The sequence below is a fragment of the Bradyrhizobium sp. CCGE-LA001 genome (assembly GCF_000296215.2).
Classification (GTDB): Bacteria; Pseudomonadota; Alphaproteobacteria; order Rhizobiales; family Xanthobacteraceae; genus Bradyrhizobium.
The window spans coordinates 2,473,376-2,488,190 of record NZ_CP013949.1 but is presented as its reverse complement, the minus strand read 5'-3'; the positions used below and the strand labels follow the sequence as shown (position 1 = coordinate 2,488,190).

Genomic DNA, 14,815 nt, shown 5'->3' with positions numbered 1-14,815 from the left:
GCGCGAGACCTTTCCTAGACCAGGAATGACAGCGTGTAGATCGCCTTGTCGTTGTTGACGAGCACCACCTTCTTGTAAGCCATGCGCAGATCGCCATCGACATGGCGCAGCCGGTACTCGTTGCGAGCGGCCCACAGCGTGTCGTCGCGCAGGCTCGATTCGAAGATCAGGCTGTTGCTGGCCACCGCAATGTCGCCGCCCGGCTGCTCGTCCATCAGCTCGATGTTGGAGACGAGCCGGCGCAAATTCGATTGCGGCGTCTGGGTGAAATGCTTGCCTGTCATGAGCTGGCGCACGCGCAGGGCTATCCGCGAGCGGTTGTCGTAGATGATGGACATCTCCCGCTCCGGATCGATATTGGCGCCGTTGGCCGGCACCCAGTAGACGCCGTCATCGGTCCAGAGCCTTTCCCAGGCTTCGTACTGATGCTCGTCCTGCAAGCGCGCCTCGCGATTCAGGAAGGCGGTCACGGCGCTCATCAGCGTGGCGCTGCTCTCGCGCGACAGCATCAGGCGGTCTCCATCAGCTTGCGATAGTGGGCCCAGATGCCGCGCGACGGCACCTCGTCCGTGACGTGGCCGATCCTGAAGCCGAGCTCGTCCCGGCGCTCGCGCTTTTCGCCGCGGCCGAGAAAGACCCATTCCGGATTGCGCGCCAGCACGCCGCGATGGCAGCGCTCGTACATCTCGGAATCGTCGGCGAGCAGGAAGCCGGCCGGGCCGACGGAGCCCATGGTCTGCTGGCGCAGGCGGCGGTTGAGGTCGGGCGCTCCCTTGAACTGCAGCGCAGTGACGTGCTGCACGCTGTCGTCGACACCGAGCGGCTGAATGACGAACATCTGGATTTCGGCAATGAACAGGTTCGGGAAGATCATCACGTGCGGCGTACCGTCAATCATGATCTCGCGCGCGGCCGTATCGCCATAAGCCGCTTTCATGCGCGCCGCGTAGTCGGGCAAGCGCTCTTCACTGGTGCCGAACCAGCTCATCGGCAGGTCACGCTTGCGGAATTCAGGCCGCAGGTCGATTTCCGTGTGGCCGTTGCCGTAGTCGCGGGTCAACGCGGTCGAGGCCCCGCCATAGAGCTTGCCGATCATGCTGTCGGCGACCCCGAAGATCGAGGTGTGAACGAACGCCGGATGGTAGCCGTCGCACTCGTTCTCAAGGATGAACTTCCAGTTCGCCTTCACGCGATGCTTGAGGAAGCCCGCCGTGATCTGGACCTCGCCCTCCGGCGAGGTGCGTACCAGGCGGTCGATGGTCTCGGCGGCGCCTCCGAGATGCTCCTTAAGCGTTGGCCCATCGGCGGCGAAGGAGCCGAAGACGAAGCCGCGGTAGGATTCGACGCGCGTCACCCGGCCGAGCGCGAGCTCCATCCTGTCCTGTCCCTCGTAGCCGTCGGGGAAGGCATAGCCGACCAGGCGGCCGTCATTGGCGAACGTCCATGAGTGGAACGGACAGGTAAAGGACCGCGCATTGCCGCGCTCATAGGAGCAAACCTGGTTGCCGCGATGGGAACAGCGGTTGAGCAGCAGGTTCACCTTGCCCTGCTCGTCGCGCGTCATAATCACGGATTGGGGGCCGATCGACTTGACGACGTAGTCGTTGGCCTTCGGGACCTCGCTTTCGTGGCCAACATAGACCCAGGTCCGGTACCAGATGTTCTGCAGCTCCGCCTCGAAGATGGAACGGTCGGTGTAGAGCGAGCCATGGACCCGATCGGGGTGGATCAGCTCGTTCCATTGCACCATCCGTCGCACGACGTTCATCGTCTGGCCCTCGTCCGAATAATAATCCGACTGACCGTTTAACTATTAGCAAAGCTGCCGTCGCGCGGCAAGCCCGAATGCGGGTCCTGGCGCCGTTGCCCCGGCTGGGGCCTCCGGTTCCCGGGGCCCGTCGATCAGAGCCGAATATCAATGGCCGCTGCCGGCAGCCGGAGCAAAGCCGCTCGCGAGAGCCGATCAGATGGAAGACCGATCAGCACTTGGCTGGAGGACCGCGCGTCATGGAGTGACGGAGCAATCTCGGGACGCCGATCGGCTGTCATTCCGCGGGGTCGGCGACGGCAAGCTGTCCGGCACTAGACCAGCGCCGGAGTTGCCGTGGCAGTTCCCTGCAGGCCCTAGCGGCAGCCGAAGCTTGAAGGCTGCGTTGCCGGCCCGCTGCCGTTCCACGTGGTCATCAGCGGATAGATACACGCCGGATAGCTCACGGTGTTATCGCGCGACACCAGCATGATCTCCTCCGGCGCCACGCCCTTCTCGACCCAGTCCGTGAGCGCGGAGAAGAACTGATCCTGCTCGCGCGTGGGCTTCTGGTTGGCATTGCCGGGCAGTTTCGGCAACGGCACCGCATCGTTGCGGCCCCCAGCCGCATAAGCGCGTCCCTGAGAGGGATGCGCGACGCCGGGCAACAGGTACATGCGCATGAATTTATGCACCTCGGCATCGCCGCCCATCGCCGCCACGGCCCGCTAGTGATAATTGACGTTGCCGGCCGGCGGAATGGCGTCGTCTGCCAGCCCGCTCCAGACGATCACCTTGCGGCCGAGGTCGCGCAGCTTGGCAAGATCGGCCTTGTCGGTGGCGAGACCCGCGAACAGCGTCGGCTGCAGCGCCACGTTCTTGTCGACGGCATCGGCAACGCCGGCATAGTCCAGTTCGAGCCATTTGTTCCGGACGCTGGTGGAGCCGTTCGCGATCGGGATCGACGAGGTCGCGCTGGCATCCGCGGCATAGCGCACGTCCTGCAAGGCCAGCGCCAGACTGTCCGTGGATGCGCTTTTGATCACGCTGGTGATCGCGGTGCCGCGCGTGAACGTCCACCAGAGCCGAGCATTGCCAAGCGACTTTCCGCTCAGAGGGTCGCGGGTCTGTGCTGTATCGACGCTGCCGTCACGCGTCGCGCCATACCAGCTCTTGCCGAGCGCCCTCGCCTCGCTGACGTTCATGCAGGTCGCGGCATCATTGCTGCTGCCGGTTGATTTGGTGGGCGCACCAGGGCTCGAACCTGGGACCCGCTGATTAAGAGTCAGCGGCTCGAGGACCAACGCTGACCACGTTTCGTTGGGCACGGATTGGTCGCGATCTAATCGCGCTCGTCGCGACCGGAGTGGCAAGCGACAAATAGTGCCAGATATTGACGCCCATTAACCATCTCATTGCGGAGAGACTGGAATCTCGGCACATACATCCGCATATTTGGGGAGCTTCGCAAAACGCGAAGCGGCTGCCGCCCGGTGCTGTAACACCGAACGACAGCCTGACCACAACCGATTCTAAGGAAATCGATCATGGCTAAGCGCGACTATATCGCCGATTCGGCACTACTGCCCCACCCCTCTCTGGCGTTTCAAGCTCGGTCTAATTTGACCGACTTCGGCTGTTCCTCCACCGGCAATCCGGTGGCCACAACGACCGACCCGACCGCCCTCATCACCCAGCTGTTCAACGGCTAAGCCAGATCGCAAGGCCCGACGTCGTGTGACGCAGATGCGCCACATGGACTGATCGGTTTCCGTCCCACGGTCCGGCCGAGCTTGCAGATGTAGTGCATCTGCTCTCACCGCAGCTGAAAGGCGCAAATCGAAGAGCCGATGATGCCAAACACCCTTCATTGCGATGATTCGCTGCGAAGGCGTGACGCTTCAAACTTCGGTTCTGGTCTAACGACGTTGGCCTCGTGATCTCTCAACCCAGAGAGAGATACAATGTCCCTGTTCTTTAACGACACAACCATGCAGCCCGCCTGCAGCAGCAATGTTCACCGCCCGATGGGCGGTATCGCCGGCCTTCGCGAGGTCCACGACGATGTCAGCCGCCTCACCGTCTCGGCCTTCCCGTTCGCGATGGTCAAAGACATCTCGCCAACTCTCGGCGCTGTCGCTGCCTGTTACATCCTCGCGGATCACGGGACCGCCTACATCGGCGAGACCGGCAATGCTGGCCGCAGGCTCGGCGAGCATTCTGGCGATGCGTCAAAAGCCTTCGCCCGCGAAGTCTACGTCATCTCGGGTTACCTGAGCGCCTGGTTCGACAAGACGACCGCCATCTACCTGCAGTACCGCCTGACACACAGCGCCCTGCAGGCCGGTCTGGTCGACATCATGATGGGGATGCGCCCGCAGGTGCTGGAACTTCCCAATCATAAGCGTGCTTCGCTCGATCACGTCGTCGAGCACGCTGAGCGCCTTCTGTTCGACGCGGGATGCCGGGTGCTCCGCAGTAACTTCGCAAGCCAGCGCCGCAAGCAGGAACCGAGCGAAACCGACATGGCAATGGCGGCAGATGACAACCGACCGATGCAAATCGACGTGATGGATTTGCCGCCGCTGGGCAATGAGCTTGAACTCGACTATTGCGACCTCTGGGCCCGGGGCTACCCAGTCCGCGACGGCTTCGTGGTGACGGCCGGCTCGGAAGTGCGTAGCCTCGTCAACCAGAGCGTCAACCCGATCCTACACACCCGCCGCGCCGAGCTTGCTGCAGCCGACGCACTCTCGCCTATCCCCGGCATCCAGGACCGGGGGCGTCTCCGCGTAGCCGTCTGCTTCCCCTCGGCCGCAATCGCAGGGAAGGTCCTGACCGGGGCCCACGTCAACAGCGGTGTGTGGGTCAATCGCCGTTATCCGAAGCCGATCTTGATCGCCGACTGAGGAGCCAATCATGCTGAAAAAGATAGAAATGCCGGCGCGCGAGCCCCGGCACCAGGATCTGGCCGTCCTGACTGGCGACGCTGCTGATTTGGCCCGGAAGAGCATCTGGCTGTCCACCTCTGGGTGGCCTTCCAATGCTCAGGATATCTCGCCGCTGGCGTGGTGGCGGACCCTGCCCTCAGATCTCCTGCACGACGCTGAGCACCTGCTGGTGATCGACACGCTCGGCAGGATCAGCATGTTCGATCGCGATGGCAAGCTTCCTGCGGCGGTGCGTGGTGACACCGCCGCCGCCATCGGAGCAGCGCTCTCGCTGCTGCCCTTCGATGAGGTGACGCTTACTGTCGACATCACCATGACGGCGCTGCTGCAATGCGCCCTTAGAGGCGACGCGACGTCAACTGTGGTCCTCGCGAATATCCTTCATCGCGTTGAACTCAACTATCCCCTCGCAGCCGAGTTGTCGGTCTCCTGGTACACGCGTCTTGCCCGGGGTCCTTCCCGCCGCGGATTCCGCGCACGCCGACGGTCCTGTTTCCGCGACAGGAACGATCACGCGGAGGACAGAGCATGAGCACCACGAGCGATAATGGCGACGACTTCGATCTCCCAGCGCCAGAAGATGCGGTCTCGACCGGCGCCGCTGCCGACTCGGCCGATTCTGATGAGCGCCTGAAGGGTCTGCCCCGGCTTCTGCGCTACGCAAAACTCATCATCGACGGATCCGATCATATTGCGGAGCGGCTCATCGCGGAAGTCGCCGAACTCTGCCCACAGTTGCCACATAACCTTGCATGGGCCACTAGCAGATCGCTTGAGGCCGCATTGGCACTCGCCGATGAACTTGACCGCCTCGCTGCCGCTCAGAACGAGCCGGTGCTTAGAGGTGTTGCCGATAGCATTCGGCTTGTGAGCTTGCCGACACCGTCCACTGACCAATACTTCGAGCTACACCGCAGGGTCGGCAAAGCCCTCGTCCAGGCGCTCCACGTAGGTGCCAGGCACGCCAACGAGGAGCTCTGCAGCGACCTCGAAGCGTTCACCTACGGTTGGGCCGCGCTGCCGGCTTGCACCCACGTTCTGCCGGAGATGGTCTCAGCAGCTTCGAACGCCGAGAGGCTTGGATATCGCATGGCGGAGCATCGCATCGTTGCAGCCAAGGCTGAAATTCGACGCAAGTTGAAGGAAGCGGAAGAAAGGAGGAATACACAGAAGGCCGAGGACAGGGCCACGACCGCCGAGCAACAGACCGAGGCAGCCGTAGACACCATTCCCGAACACCATCTCGTGGTCGCGCGTCTTTCCCCGGAGGAGATGAAGAACGGCAAGCTCAAGGACATCATCGGCCCACTCAAGAACGTCATCAACACCGCGTTGCCGCTCGTTCTGACCCCGGCTCTGCACGACGCGCGCAACGCTTTGATGTTCGAGTTCCCGTATGCTGTTGACGTCATTGATTTCGCGCTGGCCGATCTCGTGGGACGAACCACTGTTCGTCTGCGCCCGCTGCTGATCGTAGGTGATCCCGGCGGCGGCAAAAGCCGATTTGCGCGCCGACTCGGCGAGGTACTCGGGCTCACCGTTTGGCGCACGGACGCCAGTCGTTCCGACGGCGCGGCTTTCGGAGGGACCGACCGCCGCTGGTACAGCGCTGAACCATGCCATCCGTTTCTCGCAATCGCGCAAGGTCGAATAGCAAATCCGCTCGTTCTCATCGACGAACTCGAGAAGGCGGCAACGCGGTCGGATTATGGTCGGCTCTGGGATAGCTTGCTCGGCTTTCTCGAAGTGGAGACCAATTGCCGGTATCCAGACCCGGCCTTGCAAACCAATCTTGACCTGTCGCATGTGTCATACGTCGCCACCGCCAACAGTCTCGATCCGCTACCGAGTCCAATCCGCGACCGCTTTCGGATCGTCACTTTCCCGAAGCCAGATCGAAACGATCTAGACGCCTTGCTTCCTGTCGTGATCGCCGACCTCGCAAGAGAGCGCGGCCTGGACCAGAGTTGGGTCACTTCGCTCGATGGCATCGAGCGGGAGGCTGTCGCGAAGCACTGGCCGGGCGGCTCCGTGCGGCGCCTGCGTCGAACCGTCGAGGCGGTGCTGCGTGAGCGTGACATCCGGGCATTGAGGAACTGATCGTGGCGGAACGGATCCAGGAAAAGACCAGGCCGCTCTTGCCGCGGCCACCGCAATTGCGCGGGATAACCCTCACACCGGGCTTAAAGGCCGCCCCCTCACCCGGTAGTATTGCACACGATCATCAAAGGACCGACGTCGTGACCGATCCCCAGATCGTTTGCCCGAGCTGCCGCACCCAGATCAAGCTCACCGAATCACTCGCAGCACCGCTGATCGCCGAGACGCGTCGTAGGTTCGATCACCAGCTCGCCGCCAAGGAAGCGGAATTTGGTCGGCGTGAAGCGCTGCTCAAAGAGGCGCAAGAGCAAATCGCAAAAGCTCGAGAGTCCGTCGACGAGCAGGTCGCGGTGAAGCTGAAGGCGGAACGTTCCAGCATCGCCGAAGCGGAAGCCAAGAGAGCGCGTCTCGCAATCGCGGATGAACTTAGCGCACGCGACCAGCAGTTGGCCGATTTGCAGCAAATGCTCGCGACCAATAGCGAGAAGCTGGCGGCGGCGCAGAAGATCCAGGCGGACATGCTCCGGAAGGAACGCGAGCTCGAGGATGCCCGGCGGGAAGTGGAGCTTACGATCGAGACGAAGGTCCAGCAGGCACTTGCTGCTGTGCGCGACAAGGCGAAGCTCGATGCCGAGGACGCGTTCAAGGCGAAGGTCGCAGAAAAAGAGGCCCAGATCGCCGGCATGAACCGGCAGATCGAAGAGCTCCGGCGCAGGGCCGAGCAAGGCTCCCAGCAGTTGCAGGGGGAGGCCCTAGAGCTCGAATTGGAATCGCTGCTTCGCAATCATTTTCCACGGGATCAGATTGAGCCCGTACCGAAAGGCGACTTCGGTGGTGATGTCCTGCACCGCGTGTTCGGTCCAGGCGGCCAAACCTGCGGCACGATCCTATGGGAGTCGAAGCGCACAAAACGTTGGAGTGACGACTGGCTGACCAAACTCCGGAACGACCAGCGCGCGGCCAAAGCCGAAGTGGCCCTCATCATCTCCAGCGCTCTTCCGAAGGATATTGAGACCTTCGGCCTTGTCGATAACGTCTGGGTGGCGGAGCCCCGGTTCGCCGTTCCCTTGGCGATCGTGCTCCGGCACTGGCTCATCGACCTCGCCGGCAGTCGGCAGGCTCAGGAAGGTCAGCAGAGCAAGATGGAGATGATGTACGCGTATTTGACAGGCCCCCGCTTCCGCCACCGCATCGACGCGATCGTGGAGAGATTCACGGACATGCAGGAAGACCTCGATCGCGAGCGCAAGACGATGATGCGGCTCTGGGCTAAGCGTGAGGAGCAGCTGCGCGGCGTCCTCGATTCGACCGCCGGCCTCTATGGTGACCTCCAGGGCATTGCCGGCCGGGCAATGCAAGAAATCGAGAGCCTTGATGTGCTGATGATCGAGATGAAGGGCGAGGCAGCAGAGTAGCCATCCACTGGCCGATGATGCTTCTTCCCCTATCCAACCGGCGCCTACCCCGTCCTTCTTGAGGCTTGTCGCACCGTTCGTCGGCTGCATGGCTGCAAGCGCGGGGCACTCCTCCTCTTCGTTCAGGTCGCAGACGATGCGCCCGCCTCCTTCGTCGCAATGGCCTCCGCCAGAAGGCCGCGATCAGCGCGGCTGGAAAGCGATGGAGGAAACAATGCGAGTGCTGACGCTGAAACGAACTGATGCGCCTGCCCCGGCCCGAACTGTGCGGCCTTCTGGCGGAAGCCAAACACATCCTGCGCAGCCCGAGCGACGAAATCGTAACCTTTGCCCTGGAACACAGCAGGGGTTCCACCCGTATGCGGCCAATCCCACCGTCCGGATCAAACGCCTTTGCTATTGCATAAATGGCCTGCCATCGTGCATAATGGTTCAGAATGGTGAATATTTCACCATTGTAGAGCGATTCGTTAGGCGCCCATGGAGCACTTCTCCGTCATACAGACCCTTTGCCGTATCGGCCTCGAAGGGACCGATCCGCGTTTTCGCAAGCAGGTTGAACGCCTTCGCGACCGGCTAAGAACCGGGGGCGACGAAAAAGCCGCGGCGGCTTTGGATCGGCTGCTTGCAGGCGTGTCGAGTGAGCATAGCCTCACCCCGAGCGCCGTGGAGGTGTCGCGCCTGTTAGTCACGGGCGACGAACTCACGGCCAATATCCATCCGCCGGCCGATCGCGAAACCAGCGTGCCGCTGGCCGAAGTCATCCTCGATCCGGGCGCCGGGCGTCCCGCGCCGATTTACAGCGAGACGCTGACGATGGCGCTGGATGCGATGCTCGGCGAATGGAAGCAGGTCACAACCCTGCGGGAGATGGGCGTCGAGCCGTCGCGATCTTGCCTGATCTATGGTCCGCCAGGCACGGGCAAGACGCTGACGGCTTTCTGGCTGGCGGCGCAGCTTCGCCTTCCCGTCATCAACGCCCGGATCGATGGCCTCGTCAGTTCGTTCCTCGGTACGACGGCGCGCAACATCGCGAACCTGTTCACTTTCGCCAATCGCTATCGCTGCATGCTGGTGCTCGACGAATTCGACGCGTTGGCCAAAATGCGCGACGATCCCCACGAAGTGGGAGAAATCAAGCGCGTGGTCAACACGCTGCTTCAGAACCTGGACGCGCGGGCGGGAACCGGGCTGACGGTCGCGATCACCAACCACGATGCGCTGCTCGACCCCGCCGTGTGGCGGCGCTTTGAAAATCATATCCGCATCGATCTACCCGACGAACGCACGCGTTTCGCCATGCTGAACGCGTTCCTCCGTCCGCTGGACGTTGACGAGGACGTTGTGCGAACGCTTGTTTTTATCGTCGGCGCGCGGTCGGGGTCGTTCCTCAAGAATTTTGCCGATGCTTTGAAACGCATTTTGGCGCTCAGTCGCTCAGACGTGTCGGGGACGGCGATTCTGGCGGCGGCGAAGGCTCTGGTGCCAAGGCTTTCGATCGACGAGAACCAAACCTCAGCGGCGTCGATGTTCGTGAATGACGAAGCGACTTTTGTCGGGGCGCTGCTCCATTCCGGCATGCCGATCCGGCAGGCAAGCGTCGCGAAAATGCTAGGCGTCAGTCAAAGCACGATTTCGCGTTACGCGCAGGATTATGCGGCGCGCGAAGCCCCGAGGGAGGGCGTAGCCAATGCCTAATAACCCCGTCCAGATCGTGCTCAATGACGATAGGTTTCTGCGGGCGCCCGACCCGAAGCGCGGCGGCAATGACAAGGATTTTTTCGAAGGTCGCGATGCGGCTTTCGTCAAGCATCGCGACGGCCTCCTTGCCGCTCTGCAAAGGATCGAGAACGACGTTGACCGGTGGCCGTATGGGCCACTGTGCTATCTGCGGGTCCGGATGCGCATCGAAGCGATCGCGAAATCATACCGGCCCAATCGCGCGATCTTCCTGGCCGATCAGTTTCCCTGCATCGGCGCCGGCGCGCCGGGTGAACTTTATTTCCGGGCGCCGCTGATTCATTTTGCGAGGTTGCGGCGCCACATCGTTCTCGCGGAAGACCAGGGCGAGACGCGCATCTCTAGGGAAACCGGGCGTCCTTACCACTACGTCAGCCGCAATCGCTGTGAGGTCGGAGCCATCGAAACCATTGAACTGGCGCCGTCTAACCTCAAGCGCTCCTTCGCTGCGGATGCCGCCGTGGCGGCGCTTTCAGATCCGCGCGCGGCAAGCGGCTACATCGTCGAACTGTTCGAGACGCAGCCTTTGATCGATGGCGGCGACCATGACGCCTTGGGTTTTCAGCGCTCGCTGGCGACGCTGCAAACTATTTTCCGCGAAGGCGGGCGCGGTCTGCTTGCGACCTTGCTGCCGAGTCCCGGCGGCATGCCCACGATTGAAATGCTCCTGACCGACGCGTCCGAACCGGCGCGGATCGAGGACCGTCGGATCGTTCGCGGCGAAGAGGAACGCGTGATCACGTCGGCCCACCTTGATCGCGACGTGAACCGTCACGAACATATCCTTCAGCGGCTGGCCGACCATCCGCTGGTCCGCCGCATCAGGTTTCCGATCCTTATCCAGCCGACCGACGCGCAGGCCGCCGCAGGTCCGTTGCCCTTCCCGACGATTCGACGCGTCGCCGACGGCCGCTATCCGCGCGTCGGTGTGATCGATACCGGCATCGACGGTCCGCTAAGAGCGTGGGTGTTGGATCGTCATGATTTCCTCGACGAAGCTGATTGCGATCCCGGCCACGGCACGCTTGTTGCGGGCGTGCTGATCGGCGCTCAGGCGGCGAATTCGCAGCAACTGGCCGTCGAGGCCGACGGCTGCGACATCGTCGATGTGCCGCTGATGCCGCGCGCACCGTTCGGCGTCGTCTATGGCCAGCGCGGCTTTGAAGCGTTTCTGGAGGAGCTGGAAGCGGCGCTCACTGAGGCCCGGGACAGCCACGGCGTCCGGGTTTTCAATATGTCGTTGAATGTCGTGGCGCCGGTCGATGCCGATACCTACAGCCTCTATGCGGCGCGGCTCGACGATATTCAGGACCGGCTCGGCATTCTCATCGTCAACTCCGCCGGCAATCTGTCGGGCGCCGAATGGCGCGGCCCCTGGCCTGCGAAGTTAAACCAGGTGCTGGCGGCGTTGGCGGCCAGAACTAATCCCGACACGATCTTCATGCCGTCCGAGAGCGTGCGCACGATTGCGGTGGGCGCCCTCAACCCTCCGGGCTCCAATCAGATCGTGGAAGCGCCGACCACCTACACCCGTCGCGGACCCGGTCTGCGGGTTGGCGTCAAACCCGATGTCGCGCATTTCGGCGGGACAGGCGACGCATCGCAACCGGGCACGACGCATCTGATTTCGTGCGACCCGCAAGGCAATCAGGCGCAAACCTGCGGCACCAGCTTTGCGGCCCCGCTTGCTGCGAAGACGCTTGCAGCGCTCGACGTTTCGACCGGGGAACGGCTGGCGCCCCGCACCTTGCGGGCCTTTCTTATCCATAACGCGACGCTTCCCGCGCCGCTCGCCTCGCCCCGCCTGCGGGATGTCGCCCGGCAGTTCGTCGGGTTTGGCCGGCCTTCCTCGGCGACTGCCATGCTGGAAACGGAAGACCATGCCATCACCATGGTCTTCGAAAGCCGACTCACCGCCGGCGAGCAGAAACCCGCGATCCTCAGGTTTGATTTCCAGTGGCCTGCGGCGCTGGTGGATGCCGCCACGCGCGCCTGCCGGGGCCTCGTCAAAATGACGCTCGTCTATGATGCGCCGATCAACCAGGCCTTCGGGTCCGAATTCGTGCGGGTGAATCTCAGCGCCCATCTTCGGCAGCGCCAGCCGGTCGATCGGAGCGACGGCAAGCCGAGCTATCACGACCAAATTTCTCAAGCTTTCCTGCCGCGCACCGGCAAGCTGACCATCCCCGAGCGCAGCCTCATCGATCATGGCCTGAAGTGGTGGCCGACCAAGCGCTACGCGGCGGATTTCAGCGGCGGGGTTGGCAATTCGGCGGAATGGCGGCTTGAAGTGGAAAGCGTGGTACGGGCGGAAGCGACCTTTCCAGCCGAGGGTATCCCGTTTTCGTTGATCCTCACCATCGAAGACGAAGAACACAGTGCGCCGATTTTCCAGACCTTTCGTCAGACACTGCTCGCGGGCCGCGTTGATATGCAGGATATACGCACGGCGGTACGCCTGCGGGCCCGCAGATAGCCGTCACGATGCGACGGGACTTGTTGGCCCGACCAGCCCTTTGCCTCGAGACTGATGAGCATTTGTTCGATACTCTATCAGTCGCGGGCTAGTGCTATCCGGCGCCCCTCTTATGAATCCCTACGCTTCGACCGCGACGGCTGAGAAAACGGCGCAACTTCCTTCTTCAGCACCCACGGTAGCAGCTGCACTTCCTGGGGCTCCAAGTCGAAGGTCACCACCGGCAGCTTCTCCACGAACTTCAAGAGGGTCGCGATTTCATGCGGTTCGCAATAGCGCTCGCTGGTCTCGCTATCGCCGCCATGACCAAGCAGATCGGCGCGATCCTCTTCCGTCACCAGCTTCTTTTTGAGCTGGGCACCGAACAGGTGACGGACCGCGTGAGAGCCCAGTCCCTTCTCGGTCACTCCGACGGACACCAGAATTGGTTTGAACTCCTTGTAGAAGCGGTCGCCCAGCGGGGATCGGCTGGAGGGGGAGTAAAGATCGGGGAAGAGCAGCTTGTAGCCGAGCGCTTTGATAGCCTTGACATAGGCGACGAAATTCAGCCGCAGCACCTCACTATGCAACGGGATATTTCGCTGCGACTGAGGGTTCTTGACCCGCCTCCGCTCGTTCTTGGCAATGTGGAGGTAAGGAATTGCGCCATTGTCGAGGATGACGTCATCCACCATCAGCCCGCACAGCTCTTCGCGACGGCAGCCGGTGTAGTAAATGAGGATCGGGACGAAATAGAGCGCGCAGTGAAAAAGCTGGCGCAGACCATCCGGTCCCGGTTCGTTCAAGCGATCCCAAGCGGCGCAATTGTTGAAGGGAGGCGTCCGGAAGATGGCTGCAGCCTGCTCGAACGGCAGCTTGGGCCTCTCGTCGCGCGCACGCTTCTTCTTGCCTTTCGAGCGAAGTGCGAGGAGGTCGATCTCCGCGAGGGTGCCAACGCCGCGCGCAACTGCGTGCCGGAAGATTTGAGCAAGGAACGTGAGGTGACGATTGAGCGTGTCGCCGGCGATCCCGCGTTTGCTCGCGGGGCGCTCCCGGGCGATGGCGCGGAGTTCGGCGATGCTCCGGCCTTCATCCTTCGGAGATTTGCCGTAGTTCTGGTAAATGTCTGATCGGAGGAAGTCGACGAACTTCCCCATGTGATGTTGGCGCAGGGTCTCGATGCTCTCGACGTGCTGGTCCTGGAGCATGAACTTGACGAGCAAGTTTGAAATGCTTCTCGCCTGCCGCTGGGTCTTCTCGTCCCAATGACCGTCTCTGGCGTGCTGCAGGATGAGTTGCTCTGTGAACTCTGAGAAACGCGCCATGGGCACGGAGTGCGCGGAACGATCCTCAGTTGCCGGTGGATCGCTTTGCCGGACCCGGCTGGCGGCCTCCGGCCCCAAAATCGGCTTCGGTGGATCGCTCTTGGCGAGGAGCATGCGATCCACAAAGCCGTGATCCTCGACGCGGCTGCCTCCGTAGCGGCGATCGACCTTGGCCAGCGCAAGCTTCATTCCGCGGAAGTACGTCCCCTGCGCGACGTCGATGTTCATTGCCGTCGGGCTGGCACCGACGGCGTCGACCATGCGCCGAAGGATATGCTGATTGGTCGGGACGATATCCTGGAAGCGGAGCGTCATCAGATGATGTTGTACGGCCTCGATATCGGATTCGGACAGTCCGTCGGCAGCCATCCGGATGCGATCCTCCGGGCGTACGACGGCGGCTACGCCCTGAGCATCGAGCAGGGAATAGCTCCAGAAGGCCCGCTTGTCGGCCATCCGTTCACGCTCGAAGTCAAAACCGGCCGAGCGCTTGGCGGCGTGCGCGACCCGATCGAGCTTCGTCAGATGTTGATCGACGACGCCGCGGAGCATTGTCTCAATTTGGGACCGTGACAGGTTCAGGTCGGCACTCTCGGCAAGCATCGCGGCATCTTCCAGGATCAGGTCAAGCTGAGCCCCCATCCGACGCGCCACGACAGGGCTGGTCGTTCGGAGGCTCAGAAAAACATGCTGGCGATCCAGGATATTGGCAAGCGCGCGGGGCCGTCGGCGCCGCCAGTAATACACGGCATCACGGCGAAAGATGTGGACGGCCATTGCAAAACACACCCTGTGCAGCAGCAATGTGTCGCAGAGCTGTGCAGCAGCTCCCCAGCCAGGCCGGTTTCGTGAGTGATTTCAGGCTGCCCGGGCAATCTGGCTGGGGCGGGAGGGATCGAACCTCCGAATGGCGGAATCAAAATCCGCTGCCTTACCGCTTGGCTACGCCCCAACTGAAGACCGGGCGAACGGCGGCAGATCGAGCTGCCGCGGATTCCCTTCGGTCGCTGCCGGTCTATAGGGAGCGGCGCGGCATTTCAACCGCCTGGAGAGGCAAAATACCACACGGGGCGGACCATCCG

General features: G+C 62.4%; 13 protein-coding genes and 1 tRNA gene. 7 read left to right on the top strand and 7 right to left on the bottom strand.

Annotated elements, in window-relative coordinates:
- Positions 1–14: 14 nt before the first annotated feature.
- From BCCGELA001_RS11710 to BCCGELA001_RS11695, 4 genes are all read right to left on the bottom strand, one after another.
- Positions 15–509, bottom strand: coding sequence for an aromatic-ring-hydroxylating dioxygenase subunit beta (locus BCCGELA001_RS11710; RefSeq protein WP_008551166.1), 495 nt, complete (start codon positions 507–509; stop codon positions 15–17).
- The gene (locus BCCGELA001_RS11705) at positions 509–1,768 is read right to left on the bottom strand and encodes an aromatic ring-hydroxylating oxygenase subunit alpha (protein WP_008551169.1); all 1,260 of its coding nucleotides are present in this window, start codon (positions 1,766–1,768) and stop codon (positions 509–511) included. Before BCCGELA001_RS11705 ends, BCCGELA001_RS11710 begins: the two co-directional genes overlap by 1 nt.
- A gap of 356 nt (positions 1,769–2,124) precedes the next feature.
- Positions 2,125–2,460 (bottom strand): tannase/feruloyl esterase family alpha/beta hydrolase, encoded by a 336-nt coding sequence (locus tag BCCGELA001_RS11700; RefSeq protein WP_060735351.1) that lies wholly within the window; start codon positions 2,458–2,460, stop codon positions 2,125–2,127.
- Positions 2,461–2,475: 15 nt separating this feature from the next.
- Positions 2,476–2,952, bottom strand: a complete 477-nt coding sequence (locus BCCGELA001_RS11695) for a tannase/feruloyl esterase family alpha/beta hydrolase (RefSeq protein WP_060735350.1) — start codon at positions 2,950–2,952, stop codon at positions 2,476–2,478.
- Between the two features lie 342 nt (positions 2,953–3,294).
- Between BCCGELA001_RS11695 and BCCGELA001_RS37905 the strand changes: the two genes are divergently transcribed.
- The 5 genes from BCCGELA001_RS37905 (at position 3,295) to BCCGELA001_RS11670 (ending at position 8,213) form a co-directional block, all read left to right on the top strand.
- Positions 3,295–3,459: a hypothetical protein gene (locus BCCGELA001_RS37905; protein WP_158511617.1), complete on the top strand. Its 165-nt coding sequence runs from the start codon at positions 3,295–3,297 to the stop codon at positions 3,457–3,459.
- A gap of 252 nt (positions 3,460–3,711) precedes the next feature.
- The gene (locus BCCGELA001_RS11685; RefSeq protein ID WP_144441261.1) at positions 3,712–4,656 is read left to right on the top strand and encodes a hypothetical protein; all 945 of its coding nucleotides are present in this window, start codon (positions 3,712–3,714) and stop codon (positions 4,654–4,656) included.
- A gap of 10 nt (positions 4,657–4,666) precedes the next feature.
- Entirely contained in the window at positions 4,667–5,230 is a 564-nt protein-coding gene (locus BCCGELA001_RS11680; protein WP_008551175.1) for a hypothetical protein, read from the top strand.
- A complete protein-coding gene (locus BCCGELA001_RS35920) occupies positions 5,227–6,798 on the top strand; it encodes an AAA family ATPase (protein ID WP_083543331.1) in 1,572 nt (523 codons plus the stop codon). The genes BCCGELA001_RS11680 and BCCGELA001_RS35920 overlap by 4 nt, the downstream gene beginning before the upstream one ends.
- A gap of 140 nt (positions 6,799–6,938) precedes the next feature.
- Positions 6,939–8,213, top strand: coding sequence for a DUF2130 domain-containing protein (locus tag BCCGELA001_RS11670; protein WP_060735349.1), 1,275 nt, complete (start codon positions 6,939–6,941; stop codon positions 8,211–8,213).
- A gap of 122 nt (positions 8,214–8,335) precedes the next feature.
- Here the strand turns inward: BCCGELA001_RS11670 and BCCGELA001_RS11665 are convergent, their stop codons facing one another.
- Positions 8,336–8,554, bottom strand: a complete 219-nt coding sequence (locus BCCGELA001_RS11665) for a hypothetical protein (protein ID WP_060735348.1) — start codon at positions 8,552–8,554, stop codon at positions 8,336–8,338.
- Positions 8,555–8,693: 139 nt separating this feature from the next.
- Here BCCGELA001_RS11665 and BCCGELA001_RS11660 point away from each other — a divergent pair, with 139 nt between their 5' ends.
- The gene (locus tag BCCGELA001_RS11660) at positions 8,694–9,911 is read left to right on the top strand and encodes an AAA family ATPase (protein WP_008551200.1); all 1,218 of its coding nucleotides are present in this window, start codon (positions 8,694–8,696) and stop codon (positions 9,909–9,911) included.
- On the top strand, positions 9,904–12,429 hold the full coding sequence (locus tag BCCGELA001_RS11655) for a S8 family peptidase (RefSeq protein WP_063921100.1): 2,526 nt from the start codon (positions 9,904–9,906) through the stop codon (positions 12,427–12,429). The genes BCCGELA001_RS11660 and BCCGELA001_RS11655 overlap by 8 nt, the downstream gene beginning before the upstream one ends.
- Before the next feature lie 110 nt (positions 12,430–12,539).
- Here the strand turns inward: BCCGELA001_RS11655 and BCCGELA001_RS11650 are convergent, their stop codons facing one another.
- Both BCCGELA001_RS11650 and BCCGELA001_RS11645 read right to left on the bottom strand, forming a co-directional pair.
- On the bottom strand, positions 12,540–14,510 hold the full coding sequence (locus tag BCCGELA001_RS11650) for a DUF6538 domain-containing protein (protein WP_060735347.1): 1,971 nt from the start codon (positions 14,508–14,510) through the stop codon (positions 12,540–12,542).
- Positions 14,511–14,610: 100 nt separating this feature from the next.
- Positions 14,611–14,685 (bottom strand) — tRNA-Gln (locus BCCGELA001_RS11645).
- Positions 14,686–14,815: the final 130 nt, after the last annotated feature.

Excerpts from the sequence above, each read along its gene's own strand:
- BCCGELA001_RS11710 (WP_008551166.1), bottom strand. The coding sequence starts at position 509 with ATGCTGTCGCGCGAGAGCAGCGCCACGCTGATGAGCGCCGTGACCGCC.
- BCCGELA001_RS11705 (WP_008551169.1), bottom strand. The coding sequence starts at position 1,768 with ATGAACGTCGTGCGACGGATGGTGCAATGGAACGAGCTGATCCACCCC.
- BCCGELA001_RS11700 (WP_060735351.1), bottom strand. The coding sequence starts at position 2,460 with ATGGGCGGCGATGCCGAGGTGCATAAATTCATGCGCATGTACCTGTTG.
- BCCGELA001_RS11695 (WP_060735350.1), bottom strand. The coding sequence starts at position 2,952 with ATGAACGTCAGCGAGGCGAGGGCGCTCGGCAAGAGCTGGTATGGCGCG.
- BCCGELA001_RS37905 (WP_158511617.1), top strand. The coding sequence starts at position 3,295 with ATGGCTAAGCGCGACTATATCGCCGATTCGGCACTACTGCCCCACCCC.
- BCCGELA001_RS11685 (WP_144441261.1), top strand. The coding sequence starts at position 3,712 with ATGTCCCTGTTCTTTAACGACACAACCATGCAGCCCGCCTGCAGCAGC.
- BCCGELA001_RS11680 (WP_008551175.1), top strand. The coding sequence starts at position 4,667 with ATGCTGAAAAAGATAGAAATGCCGGCGCGCGAGCCCCGGCACCAGGAT.
- BCCGELA001_RS35920 (WP_083543331.1), top strand. The coding sequence starts at position 5,227 with ATGAGCACCACGAGCGATAATGGCGACGACTTCGATCTCCCAGCGCCA.
- BCCGELA001_RS11660 (WP_008551200.1), top strand. The coding sequence starts at position 8,694 with ATGGAGCACTTCTCCGTCATACAGACCCTTTGCCGTATCGGCCTCGAA.
- BCCGELA001_RS11655 (WP_063921100.1), top strand. The coding sequence starts at position 9,904 with ATGCCTAATAACCCCGTCCAGATCGTGCTCAATGACGATAGGTTTCTG.
- BCCGELA001_RS11650 (WP_060735347.1), bottom strand. The coding sequence starts at position 14,510 with ATGGCCGTCCACATCTTTCGCCGTGATGCCGTGTATTACTGGCGGCGC.